This window comes from Streptomyces sp. NPDC090088, assembly GCF_044747345.1.
Lineage (GTDB): Bacteria > Actinomycetota > Actinomycetes > Streptomycetales > Streptomycetaceae > Streptomyces.
Map to the genome: position 1 here is coordinate 108,589 of NZ_JBIVDZ010000003.1, position 12,519 is coordinate 121,107.

The 12,519-nt window shown below is 71.4% G+C and carries 10 protein-coding genes; 5 read left to right on the top strand and 5 right to left on the bottom strand.

Annotated features, from left to right (window positions below; translation table 11 throughout):
- Nucleotides 1–78 precede the first annotated feature (78 nt).
- Nucleotides 79–825, top strand: coding sequence for a hypothetical protein (locus ACIPSJ_RS16460; RefSeq protein ID WP_401346381.1), 747 nt, complete (start codon nucleotides 79–81; stop codon nucleotides 823–825).
- A 364-nt stretch (nucleotides 826–1,189) separates the two neighbouring features.
- Here ACIPSJ_RS16460 and ACIPSJ_RS16465 read toward each other — a convergent pair whose 3' ends face one another.
- A complete protein-coding gene (locus tag ACIPSJ_RS16465; protein ID WP_355713594.1) occupies nucleotides 1,190–1,396 on the bottom strand; it encodes a hypothetical protein in 207 nt (68 codons plus the stop codon).
- 210 nt (nucleotides 1,397–1,606) lie between these two features.
- On the opposite strand from ACIPSJ_RS16465, the gene ACIPSJ_RS16470 reads away from it, so the two are divergent.
- The 4 genes from ACIPSJ_RS16470 (at nucleotide 1,607) to ACIPSJ_RS16485 (ending at nucleotide 6,260) form a co-directional block, all read left to right on the top strand.
- A complete protein-coding gene (locus ACIPSJ_RS16470; protein WP_401346382.1) occupies nucleotides 1,607–2,191 on the top strand; it encodes a MarR family winged helix-turn-helix transcriptional regulator in 585 nt (194 codons plus the stop codon).
- A gap of 20 nt (nucleotides 2,192–2,211) precedes the next feature.
- On the top strand, nucleotides 2,212–4,788 hold the full coding sequence (locus ACIPSJ_RS16475) for an MFS transporter (protein ID WP_401346384.1): 2,577 nt from the start codon (nucleotides 2,212–2,214) through the stop codon (nucleotides 4,786–4,788).
- Between the two features lie 122 nt (nucleotides 4,789–4,910).
- Entirely contained in the window at nucleotides 4,911–5,732 is an 822-nt protein-coding gene (locus tag ACIPSJ_RS16480) for a YceI family protein (protein ID WP_359211897.1), read from the top strand.
- Between the two features lie 54 nt (nucleotides 5,733–5,786).
- Nucleotides 5,787–6,260, top strand: a complete 474-nt coding sequence (locus ACIPSJ_RS16485) for a PPOX class F420-dependent oxidoreductase (protein WP_359211900.1) — start codon at nucleotides 5,787–5,789, stop codon at nucleotides 6,258–6,260.
- Between the two features lie 125 nt (nucleotides 6,261–6,385).
- On the opposite strand, the gene ACIPSJ_RS16490 is transcribed toward ACIPSJ_RS16485, so the two are convergent.
- From ACIPSJ_RS16490 to ACIPSJ_RS16505, 4 genes are all read right to left on the bottom strand, one after another.
- On the bottom strand, nucleotides 6,386–7,120 hold the full coding sequence (locus tag ACIPSJ_RS16490; RefSeq protein ID WP_359211903.1) for a TetR/AcrR family transcriptional regulator: 735 nt from the start codon (nucleotides 7,118–7,120) through the stop codon (nucleotides 6,386–6,388).
- 104 nt (nucleotides 7,121–7,224) lie between these two features.
- Nucleotides 7,225–8,607, bottom strand: coding sequence for an MFS transporter (locus ACIPSJ_RS16495; protein ID WP_401346389.1), 1,383 nt, complete (start codon nucleotides 8,605–8,607; stop codon nucleotides 7,225–7,227).
- Nucleotides 8,608–8,692: 85 nt separating this feature from the next.
- Entirely contained in the window at nucleotides 8,693–10,996 is a 2,304-nt protein-coding gene (locus ACIPSJ_RS16500) for an ArnT family glycosyltransferase (RefSeq protein WP_401346391.1), read from the bottom strand.
- The gene (locus tag ACIPSJ_RS16505) at nucleotides 10,993–12,513 is read right to left on the bottom strand and encodes a glycosyltransferase (protein ID WP_401346393.1); all 1,521 of its coding nucleotides are present in this window, start codon (nucleotides 12,511–12,513) and stop codon (nucleotides 10,993–10,995) included. The genes ACIPSJ_RS16500 and ACIPSJ_RS16505 overlap by 4 nt, the downstream gene beginning before the upstream one ends.
- Nucleotides 12,514–12,519 lie beyond the last annotated feature (6 nt).

A 12,519-nucleotide genomic window follows, 5' to 3' on the forward strand; every position in this document is an offset into this window, starting at 1 on the left:
CGTCCCCGCTCCCTCGGGTTCCGCACCGGACCGGTCCTACGGGTTCCTTACTGACGGAGTGTCAGCCACACTGGCGCGATGCTTCCCCGTAGGACTCCGAGCGGAACTCCGAGCAGGGCACCGGGCGGCCGGCGGGCCACCGCGACGTCGGCGGTGGCGGCGGCCGTCTGCCTGGCCTCGGCGCTCACGGCGTGCGGCGCCGGTGGTGGCGGCGGCTATACGGCGGTGGGGGCGGCGGGCGGTACGACACCGACGCCGGCCCGGCCGACGGGTTCGGTGACCCTGGTCCCGCTGGACGGGGCAGCCAGGGGAACGGGCACGGGCAACGGTACGGGCGACACGTCCACCGCGGCACAGGGGCCGGCGACGACGGGACCCGCGGCCGACTCGCCGTCCCGGCCTTCCGGTTCCGCGTCCTCTTCCTCTTCCTCCCGGCGCGGGAGCACTCGGCAACGTCCGGGCGCCTCCACCGCGCCGAACTCACCCAGCCCCGGCACCACTTCACCCACCACCGCGTCCCCCGCCACCCTCACCTGGAGCGCCCCCACCCGCGAGGCCACGGACAAGAGGTGGTGCGAGAAGGTGACGGTCGCCTTCCGGAACTCCGGTGGCACCGCGGTGCGTTCGGGCTCGGTCACCCTCGGCACGCACATCATCGACCTCCTCGGCATCGACTGGGCGACGATCAGGACGACCGAGACCCTGCCGGCCCCGATCGCCGCGGACTCGCGCAAGAACGCGACCTGGACGGTCTGCGTGGACGACTGGCGGGTCCCGCTGGGCATGCACGTCGAGACCCGGGTCGTGACGGTCGACTGGAGCTGAGCGGGTCTCCGGGACGGTCGGCCGGCGCGGAAGAAGGCCGAGAGCCTCTGGGCCGAGTCCGCCGCGACCGTCGCATCGGCCACGGCGACCACGGCGACCACGGCGACCACGAGCACGGCGAGAGCTGACAGGTGTACGGCTCGGGACACGGGCGGCGCCGTGGAGCGGGACTGTGGCACCGGACGACAAGGGGCGACCTTCACGGTGAGGAAGGGGGCTCGCCCTACCCCGCCCAGCCGCTCAGCCGCCCGGCAGGCCTCCCGTCCACGCGGACACGACGAAAGCCCGGGGCGCGGAAACCCCGGGTTCTTCGTCGGGCACCGGCCCGGCCGCCGTGGCAGGCGCCGTATCGCCGGACGCCGTACTACATGAACGCCAGCCAGGCCACCGCCGCCACCACGACCACCGCGGCGACGACGCCGAGGATCAGGCCGACGCGGGGGCCGGAGGAGGAAGAGTAGGTGGAGGTCGTCTGCTGGGAGGTCTGCGGGGCCTCGTCGACGAACGCGCGGAACATCTGAGTGCTGCCTGCGGGGTCGTGGTTGCCCTGGGGGCCCTGGGTGTTAGCCATGGCCCGAGACACTAGCGAATCCGGGGGTGCGGCCCAAGTGGGGGGCCACCGGGACGAGTGGGGGCACACGGCCCGTCCCCACCTGCGTGTTTACGTTAGCAATACTTGCCTTTGCCAAGTTTTTATTCCTCCAGCCGCCCGTTTATTTGCCTGTGGCAACCAAGCAGTTCTATGGTTGCCCCAAGCAACGAATACGGTCGAGGAGGTGTGATGGCCAGGCAGGCACAGTTCGAGGAACTGGCACGTCAGCTCAGTGCTGTCGGAGCCGTGAAGCGGGACCTCGCGCGGATCATGCCGCACGACTGCCCGGCCGGTTCCGCCGCCGTACTGACGCTGCTCGGCCGGCACGGTTCCATGCGCATGAGCAAGCTCGCCGAGCTGCTCGCCGTGGACATGTCCGTGACCAGCCGGCATGTGGCGCACGTCGCCGAGCGCGGCTGGATCGAGCGCTCCCCGGACCCGGCGGACAAGCGTTCCCGGATCCTGCACCTCACGCCCGCGGGCGAGGCGACCCTCGTGGAACTGTCCCGGCGCAGCACCGAGCTGCTCGCCGAACGGCTGGCCGACTGGAGCGACGCGGAGGTCGACCAGCTCATCGGGCTGATGACCCGGCTCCGGGACAGCTTCGGCGACTGCCGGGCCACGGCCCCGCACCCCCGGTCGCCCGCCGCCACGGCGCCGGCCCCGGCCGCCGCGGGGGCCACCGCCAAGGCCGCCGTCGCCTCCGCCGCCCGCGCCCCCACCCCCGTACTCGAAGCTCCCGTACTCGAACCGACCACCCGTACACCCGCATAAGACGTAAGAAAAGGAAGCCCATGGCAACGACCACACCAGCCGGTGTGCGGGCTCACGCCAAGCCGCACGGGGGAGGCTCCGTCGAGCAGACTCCGATGACGCACCGGCAGATCATGGAAGCCATATCCGGGCTGCTGCTCGGTATGTTCGTGGCGATCCTGTCGTCCACCATCGTCACCAACGCCCTGCCGCACATCATCACCGACCTGGGCGGCGGCCAGTCCGCCTACACCTGGGTCGTCACCGCCTCGCTGCTGGCCATGACCGCGACCACCCCGCTGTGGGGCAAGCTCGCCGACTTGTACAGCAAGAAGGCGCTCGTCCAGATCGCCCTCGTCATCTACGTGCTGGGCTCCGCGGCGGCCGGTCTGTCGCAGAACGCGGGCATGCTGATCGCCTGCCGTGTCGTGCAGGGCGTCGGCGTCGGCGGTCTGTCGGCGCTCGCCCAGATCGTCATGGCCGCGATGATCTCGCCGCGTGAGCGCGGCCGTTACTCCGGCTACCTCGGCGCCACCTTCGCGGTCGCCACCGTCGGCGGCCCGCTGCTCGGCGGTGTCATCACCGACACCTCGTGGCTGGGCTGGCGCTGGTGCTTCTACGTCGGTGTCCCCTTCGCCGTCATCGCGCTGATCGTGCTGCAGAAGACCCTGCACCTGCCGGTCGTGAAGCGGGACGTCAAGGTCGACTGGGCCGGCGCGTTCTTCGTCGCCGCGGCCGTCTCGCTGCTGCTGGTCTGGGTCACCTTCGCCGGTGACAAGTACGACTGGATCTCGTGGCAGACGTACGCGATGATCGGCGGTTCGATCGCCCTCGCGCTGATCTTCGTGCTCGTCGAGTCGAAGGCCAAGGAACCGATCATCCCGCTGCGGCTCTTCAAGAACCGCACCATCACCCTGGCCTCGCTGGCCTCGCTGTTCGTCGGTGTCGCGATGTTCACCGGCACCGTGTTCTTCAGCCAGTACTTCCAGCTGGCCCGTGACAAGTCCCCGACGATGTCCGGTGTGATGACGATCCCGATGATCGGCGGTCTGTTCATCTCCTCCACCGTCTCGGGCCAGTTCATCACCCGTACCGGCCGCTGGAAGGCGTGGCTGGTCAGCGGTGGCGTGCTGGTGACGGCCGGTCTCGGCCTGCTCGGGACCATCCGGTACGACACGGCGTACTGGAAGATGTCGATCTTCATGGCGCTGCTGGGTCTCGGCATCGGCATGATGATGCAGAACCTGGTGCTCTGCACGCAGAACCAGGTCAGCCCCGCCGACCTCGGCTCGGCCAGCTCCACGGTCACGTTCTTCCGCTCCCTGGGCGGTGCGGTCGGCGTCTCCGCGCTCGGCGCGGTGATGGCCCGCCGGATCACGCACTACGTGACCGAGGGCGCCGCCGCCCTCCCGCACAAGTACCAGGCCGCCCTGGCCGGTTCCGGCTCGTCCGACGACAGCCTCCCGGACCTGGCCAAGCTGCCCGCCCCGCTGCGCACCCTCATGGAGAGCGCCTACGGCCACGCCATCGCCGACGTCTTCCTGATCGCCGGCGGCCTCGCCGCCCTCGCGTTCCTGATCAGCCTGTTCATCAAGGAGGTCCCGCTGAAGACCAAGGGCGGGCTCGCCCAGGCCGCCGAGGCGGAGAACGCCGGGGACACCGAGAACGCCGGGAACACGGCGAGCGCCGAGTACGCCCCGGCCGCCGTCGCCGCCCCGGTCGCCGCTCCCGTCGAGGAGCAGGTCCCCAGCTGGGCCGCCCCCGTCGTGAACAGCGCCACGGAGACCGGCACGGAGGCCACCCGGCAGCTCGCCGCCGTCGCCACCATCGCCGTCCCCGAGCAGTCCACGGGCCCCGGCTCCACCCCGGTGCACGGCTTCGTGCGCGGTGCCGAGAGCGCCCCGGTCGCGCAGGCCGCGGTCACCCTGATCTCGCTCTCCGGCCGCCAGCTGGGCCGCTCGGTCGCGGGCTTCGACGGCGCGTACCGGCTGGACGCGCCCGGCGCGGGCTCGTACGTGCTGATCGCCTCCGCCGACGGCTACCAGCCGCAGGCCTCCACCGTCCTGGTGGGCGAGGACCCGCTGTCGTACGACATCCTGCTCAGCGGCACCAGCGGGCTGAGCGGTGTGGTGCGGGGCGCGGGCAGCGCGCTGCCCGTCAAGGACGCGATGGTGATCGTCACCGATGTGCGCGGCGACCTGCTGGCCACCTCGGTCACCGGTGAGCAGGGCCAGTTCGTCTTCGGCGATCTGGTGCCCGGTGTGGTGACCGTCGCGGTGAACGCGGCCGGGTACCGGCCCCGCGCCCTGCCGGTCGACATCGGCACCGCCGGGGTCACCCGGATCGAGGTCGACCTGGACGCCGGCGCCCAGCTGCAGGGTGTCGTACGGGCTCCGCACGGTCCGCTGGCCGACGCCCGCGTGACCCTCGTGGACGCGGCGGGCAACGTGGTCGGCACGGCCACCACCGGCGTGGACGGCGCGTACGCCTTCGCCGACCTGGACGGCGGCGACTACACCGTGATCGCGACGGGCTACCCGCCGGTCGCCACGGCCCTGAACGTCGCCGGCCCCGGTGTGGACGGCCACGACATCGAACTCGCGCACCCGGGCGAGTAGTTCACACTCCGGCCCGTGGCGGGCGCGCCCACAAGGAGGCGCTCGCCGCGGGCCGGTTCCATACGACCAATTTGTAAGCGTGTGAGTGCATTGCCACTCAAGTGTTCGCAGGGAGAAACGGGATGGGACTGACCGCGAGGATCCGCACCCGGGACGGATGGGCCGTGTCGCACGGGGTCGTCACGGTGACCGACATGACCGGCACGCAGGTGCTGCGCGCCGAGGCCGACGACGAGGGCGCGGTCCGGGACCCGAACCCGCTCACGCCCGGGGCGTACACCGTCATCGTCACGGCCGTGGGCTACGCGCCGGCCGCCTCCAGCGCCATCGTCACCGCGAGCGGCCGCGCCGAGATCGGCACGGTCACGCTGGCGCGGCAGGGCGGTACGGAGCTGCCCCCGCCGGGGCCCTGGACGGTGGACCCGGCGCACTCCACCGTGGGCGCCGTCGCGCAGCACCTGGGCATCTCCAGCGTGCGCGGCCGTTTCACGGACTTCGGCGCCTGGATCGAGATCGCCCCCGACGACATCACCAAGTCCCGCGTCCAGACCGTCATCCGGGCCGCCTCCATCGACACGGGCAACGGCATGCGCGACACCCACCTGCGCTCCGCCGACTTCCTGGACGTGGAAGTGCACCCCGAGATCACCTACACCTCCACCGGGCTGACCGTGGCGGGCTCGGACCGCTGGACGGTCCACGGCGAGCTCTCCCTGCACGGGGTGGTACGGCCGGTCGACCTCGACCTCGCCTACCTGGGCACCGGCGCCGACCCCTGGGGCGGTACGCGCGCCGCGTTCCGCGCGACGACCGAGCTGCACCGCGAGGACTTCGCGATGAACTACAACCAGGTCGTCCAGGCGGGCATCGCCGCGATCGGCACGACGCTGAAGATCGAGCTGGAGATCCAGGCGGTGCAGGGGGACGCGCTGCCGCAGGCGTGAGCGTAGGCCCAGCAGGAACAGGCTGAGCGGGCCGCCCGGCCCTAGGCTGGCGGCATGGCACCGAACATCGCGACGAACACGTCCGTCTCCCTCGACGAGCTGCTGGACTTCGTACGGTCCCGGCACCGCGCGATCCTGCTCACGCGCCGCGCCGACGGGAGCCCGCAGGGGTCGCCGCTGACCTGCGGGGTCGACGACTCCGGGCGGATCGTGGCCTCCACGTACCCCGAGCGGGCGAAGACGCGGAACGCGAAGCGGGACGAGCGGGTGAGCGTGATCGTCCTGAGCGACGACTGGGACGGGCCGTGGGTCCAGGTCGACGGGCGGGCGGAGGTGATCGACTCGCCGGAGTCCGTGGAGCCGCTGGTGGAGTACTTCCGGAACATCTCCGGGGAGCACCCCGACTGGGACGAGTACCGGGCGGCGATGGTGAAGCAGGGGAAGTCGATCATCCGGGTCACGCCGGAGCGGTGGGGGCCGGTGGCCACGGGCGGTTTTCCGGCGCGGTTGGCTTCGCCGGGCGCCTAGTGGGGTGGGGGTGCGGCTCGGTACGCGACTGCGGGTGCGTGGGGGCTGGTCGCGCAGTTCCCCGCGCCCCTTTGGGGCGCTGATGCAGCACCCTTCGTGAAGCGCCCCGACGCACCCGCAGCCGATCACGCGCCCTTTTGCACCATCGCCTCGATGCCGGCCACCAGCAGGTCCAGGGCGAAGGTGAAGTCCCTGTCGAGCATCTCGGCGACGGTGTCGCCGCCGCGGGCCGCCATGAGGTCTCTGGACTCCTCGATGATCTTCGCGGTGTCCGGGGCCTCGGTCACGGCGTCCATCGTGGAGTTGAAGTACTCGTCGGGGGTCATGCCGGCCGCGGCCACCCGGGCGGCGAAGTGGCTCTCGATGGTGCCGTAGCCGTACACGAACTGGAAGACGGCCGAGATCGCGCCGGTCACTCCGTGGGCGGGCAGGCCGGCGCGGCGGACGACCTGCTGGACCACGCGGGAGAAGGCCAGCGAGTGCGGGCCGATGTTCAGGTAGCGGCCGGCCAGCGGGGAGAGCCAGGGGTGGCGGACCAGCAGGGCCCGGTACTCCGTGGCCAGCGACCGCAGTTGCCCGCGCCAGTCGCCGGCCGCGGCATCGGGCAGGGACAGTTCGCCGAAGGCCGCGTCGAGGGCGAGTTCGAGCAGGTCGTCCTTGGTGTCGACGTACCAGTACACGGACATGGCCGTCACGTTGAGCTCGGCCGCCAGCCGGCGCATGGAGAACTTGTCGAGCCCGTCGGAGTCCAGGAGCCGGACGGTGGCGGAGGTGATGCGGGCCCGGTCGAGTCCGGACGGCTGACCCGTACGGCCACTCTTGCGGGCCTTCCCCTCAAGCCACACACTGGCCCGCCCCATCGCGACCCCTCCTCACCCAACGATCACTTCTCAAGATGCTAAAGCTCCAACGCCCTGTCAGGGGCGCGAGGCTGTGCCCGAAACGGACACATACCCCCACCCCACTAGGCGACATTCTTCTCCGCCTTCCTGAGAAGCCCCGCCGCCACGAACCCCCCGGCCAGCACCGCGACCGCGCCCACCAGCTGACCCGCTCCCAGCCCCGCCGACAGCGACTTCCCCGAGGCCACCGAAGAGCTCAGGACCGCTCCCAGTACGGCCACGCCCAGCCCGTTCCCGAACTCGGCCAGCGTGCCGTTGATCCCGGCCCCCACCCCCGCCTTCTCCGGAGGGATCGCGCTCATGATGGCGTGCGCCATCGCCGGGTTGGCGATCGCGCACCCCGCGCCGATCAGCAGCAGACCGAGCAGCGTGCCGCCGTAACCGGTCGAGTCCAGTACGGCGATGGACACCAGACCCAGCGCCATCAGCAGCATGCCCAGGGCTATCGCCACCGGCGTGCCGAGGCGTGCCGCCCACCTGGCCGACAGGCCGGAGAAGTTGAGGACGACGACCGACAGCGCGAGCGGTGCCGTGCGCAGACCCGCCTCCAACGGGCCGTAGCCGAGGACGAGTTGCAGGTGCTGGGTGAGGAGGAAGAGCGCTCCGCCCATGCCGAAGGTGATGAGCACCGCGCCGGCGACGGCGCCCGTGAAGCGGCGGTCCCGGAAGAAGTGGGGGTCGAGCATGGGGAACGGGATCCGGCTCTCCCAGTACGCGAACGCGCCCAGCGCCAGCACCGCCACCGCCGCCGTGGCCAGCACCCGTGCCGACGTCCAGCCGTGCCCCGGGCCGGAGATGATCGCGAAGACCAGCGCGGCCATGCCGATCGTGGAGAGCAGCGCGCCGAGCAGGTCGGGGCGGTCGCCCTGGGGGTTCCTGGATTCGGGGACCATGACCACGACCGCCGCCAGGGCCAGCGCCGCGACCGGGAGGTTGATCAGGAAGATCGCGCCCCACCAGAAGTGGTTGAGCATGAACCCGCCGATCAGCGGACCGGCGGCGAAGCCCAGCGCGTTGACGGCGCTCCAGATGCCGATGGCCCTGGGCTGCTCGTCGGGGGTGAAGATCTGCATCGCCACGGCGAGGGTGGTGGTGAGCAGCAGCGCGCCGCCGACGCCCATGCCGGCCCGCGCCGCGACCAGTTGGCCGGTGGAGTCGGCCAGGCCCGCGGCCAGCGAACCGGCGCCGAACAGGACCAGTCCGGTGATCAGCATCTTCTTGCGGCCGTAGCGGTCGGCCGCGCTGCCCGCCGTGAGCAGCAGACCGGACTGGACGAGCGAGTACGCGTTGATCATCCACTGGATGTCGGCGGTGGCCGCGTGCAGTTCCCGGGTGAGGGAGGGGACGGCCACGTTCAGGACGGTGTTGTCGAGCAGCACGGTGAGCTGCGCCAGACAGATCACGCCGAGGATCAGCCAGCGCTGGGGGTGGCCCTGAGAAGTCATGCTGTACACCGTAGAACATGAATTATACGGCGTACGACGAAGGGCGGTGGCCGAAGCCACCGCCCTTGCGTCCGTCAGCCGAGCGTCAGCTGCCGCTCGCCTTCTGCGTGAGGTCGTAGAAGGTGGACGAACCCACCGTCACCTTCTTGAAGTTCTTCTCGACCCAGGAGCTGATCTGCGAGGACGTGCCGCTGCTGCTGCCGCCCATGCCGGCGCCGGTGCCCGAGGAGATGAAGTAGTGGATCTTGCCGTCCGCCACGTACTCCTTGAACTGGGCCAGCGTCGGGGACGGGTCGGTGCCGTTGAAGCCGCCGATCGCCATGACCGCGTCGTCGGTGGCGAGCTGGTAGCTCGCCGCGTTCTGGGCGCCGATGGCCGCGGCGACCCAGGTGTACTTGGACGCGTCCGTCTGCAGCAGCTTCTTGGCCGCGGAGGAGACGGTCGCGCCGTTCAGCAGGCCGCCGACGCCACCGCCGCCGCCCATGCCGCCGCCTTCGCCCTGTGCCGTGCCTCCCCCGCCGCCCGGGAGGCCGTTCCCGTTCTGCGTGCCGCCGGTGCCGTTCTGGCTCTGGCCGTTCTGGCCCTGCTGGTTCTGGCCGAAGCCGCCGCCCGTGCCACCGCCGGGGAAGCCGCCGGTGCTGTTGCCGCCGCCCGGGAAGCCGTTGCCGTTCTGCTGGTTCTGGGTGCCGCCGGTGCCGTTCTGGCCCTGCTGGTTCTGGCCGAAGCCGCCGCCGGTGCCGCCGCCCATGCCACCGGGCATACCGCCACCGCCGCCGCCCCGGCCGCCGCCGAAGCCCATCATGCTCGCGCCCGCCGGACCGGCCGTCGGGATGGAGCCGGTGTGCGCGGAGCCGATCGTGCTGAAGGTGTAGGCCGTCGGGCCCGCCAGCGCGGCCACCAGGCCCACCGCCGCCGCCCCGAGGGCGAGCTGGCGCGAGATGCGGCCGGCGAAGACCAGGCCGAGCGCGGCGGCCAGGCCGCCGATCAGGACCAGGTACTTCAGCCAGGGCAGGTAGGTGGAGGTGCGGTTGAGCAGGACGTAGCCCCAGACCGCGGCCGAGACCACGGCGGCGGCGAGGGTGATCGACGCCCACAGCTCGGCGCGCTTCTCCCACAGGATGCCCGCGCCCATGCCGACCACGGCGGCGATGTAGGGGGCGAGGGCGACCGTGTAGTACTGGTGGAAGATGCCCGCCATGTAGCTGAAGACCACCATGGTCGTCAGCAGCGAGCCGCCCCAGACCAGGAACGAGGCCCGGGTCACCGAGGTCCGCTTGAGCCTGCGCGTCGCCACCAGGCCGGCGACCAGCAGGATCAGCGCGGCCGGGATCAGCCAGGAGATCTGGCTGCCGATCTCGGAGTTGAACATCCGGTCCCAGCCGGTCGCGCCCCACTGGCCGGTCCCGGTGCCGCCGCCACCGCCGCCGACGCTGCCGGTCTCGTCGCCGCTGAGGCGGCCGAGGCCGTTGTAGCCGAAGGTCAGCTCAAGGAAGCTGTTGTTCTGCGAACCGCCGATGTAGGGGCGGGAGGAGGCCGGCCACAGTTCGACGATCGCGACCCACCAGCCGGCCGAGACGACCAGCGCGACCGTGGAGAGCGCGAGCTGGGCGAAGCGCTTCTTCACGCTCACCGGCGCGACCACCGCGTACACGATGGCCAGCGGCGGCAGGATCAGGAAGGCCTGCAGGGTCTTGGCGAGGAAGGCGAAGCCGACCGCCGCGCCCGCCCACACCAGCCACTTGGTACGGCCGTCCTCGACGGCCCGGACCACGAAGTAGCAGGCCAGCGACATCAGCAGGGCCAGCATCGCGTCCGGGTTGTTGAACCGGAACATCAGCGCCGCGACGGGGGTGAGCGCGAGCACGGCGCCCGCGATCAGGCCGGCCGCGGGGCTGAACCGGCGGCGCACGGAGGCGTAGACGACCGCGACCGAGGCGACGCCCATCAGGACCTCGGGGCCGAGGATCGTCCAGGAGTTCAGGCCGAAGATCCGGGCCGCGATCTCCATCGGCCACAGGAACGCCGAGGGCTTGTCGACGGTGATCGCGTTGCCCGCGTCCAGCGAGCCGAAGAACATCGCCTTCCAGCTCTTGGTGCCGGCCTGGACGGCCGCCGAGTAGAAGGAGTTGGAGTAGCCGTTGACGCTCAGGTTGTAGAAGTAGAGCACCGCGGTGGCGAGCAGCAGGCCGAGGAAGGCCGGGCGGGCCCAGCGGGGGTCCTCGGGGCGGCCGTGCCACAGTCTGCGGACGAAGGGCTGCTCGGGTGCACCCGAGTCCGGCGCCGGCGCCTGTGCGGCGGGGACGTCGGGGACGTCCGGCGCGTGGTGCGGCGGCGGGGGAGCCGTGGGGGGCGGGCCCCACTGGGCCGTGTGGTCGGTGTCGGTGCTCATCGGGGGTCCCCCGGGTCGGTGTCGTGGGGGCGCACCGGCTGCAACTGCATGGTGCTGTCCCTCCAGGTGCCGTCCGCGGCTTCGCCGGCGCGGAACTGAGTGGTCGTGGTGCCGCTCTGCGGGTAGGGCTGCTGCTGCGGCAGCGGCATGCGCTGCGGGAGCGGGCCCTGCGGCTGGTACGGCTGCTGCTGGTACTGCTGCTGGAATCCGCCGGTCGTGTAGGTCGGCGACGACGGGTTGTGCGTGGCCACCACCGTCGACTCCGGCCGGCCGTTGTTGTCGCGGTCCGGGAAGACCCAGGCGCGGAAGAGCAGGAAGCGCAGCACGGTCGCCGCGAGGTTGGCGGCGATCAGCACCGCCAGCTCGGTGGAGTGCGAGGGGTCGCTGCTCGCCGCGTTCAGGGCGGCGAGGGAGCCACTGGTCAGCGCCAGGCCGATACCGAAGACGACCAGGCCCTGCGCCTGGTGCCGGACCGCCCCGCCCCGGCCGCGCACCCCGAAGGTCAGGCGCCGGTTGGCCGCGGTGTTCGCCACCGCCGACACCAGCAGCGCGAGCGCGTTGGCGATCTGCGAGCCGGAGAAGGACCGGAAGGCGCTGTAGAGGACCAGGTAGAAGAGGGTCGACAGACCGCCGACCACGCAGAACCCGACGAGCTGCTGGGCCAGGCCCTTCGGCACGTCCTGGATGTCGCGGTCGCGCGGGTCGTCACCGAACGGGCGGGCGATCCGGTCCAGCGGCAGCGAACCGGTGGCCAGCGCCTTGCCGACCCGCCACACGCCCTTGAGGTCCTCGGTGGCCGTCTTCACGATGTGCACGGTCGAGTTCGGGTCGTCGACCCAGTCGACGGGCACCTCGTGGATGCGCAGCCCCGCACGCTCGGCGATCACCAGCATCTCGGTGTCGAAGAACCAGCCGGTGTCCTCGACCATCGGCAGCAGCACCTGCGCGACATCGCGCCGGATCGCCTTGAAGCCGCACTGCGCGTCCGAGAAGCGGGCCTGTAGCGAGCCGCGCAGGATCAGGTTGTACGAGCGGCTGATGAACTCCCGCTTGGCCCCGCGCACCACACGCGAGGAGCGGGCCAGCCGGGAACCGATCGCCAGGTCGGAGTGGCCGGAGATGAGCGGCGCCACCAGCGGCAGCAGCGCGTTCAGGTCGGTCGACAGGTCCACGTCCATGTAGGCGAGGATCGGCGCGTCCGAGGCGGACCAGACGGTCCGCAGCGCCCGGCCGCGGCCCTTCTGCTCCAGCCGGAACGACGTGACCTCGGCCAGGTCCGCCTCAAGCTGCCGCGCCACCTGGGGGGTGGTGTCCGTGGACGCGTTGTCCGCGATGGTGATGCGGAAGGCGTACGGGAAGGTGCGCTTGAGGTGGTCATGCAGTCTGACGACGCATGGGCCGAGGTCCTTCTCCTCGTTGTAGACGGGGATCACTACGTCCAGGACAGGCGTACCGGCGTTTCCGGCCGGGAGGTGCTCCCGCGCCGGCAGGGTGCCGGGAGAAGAGTCGGTTCGCATGGCATC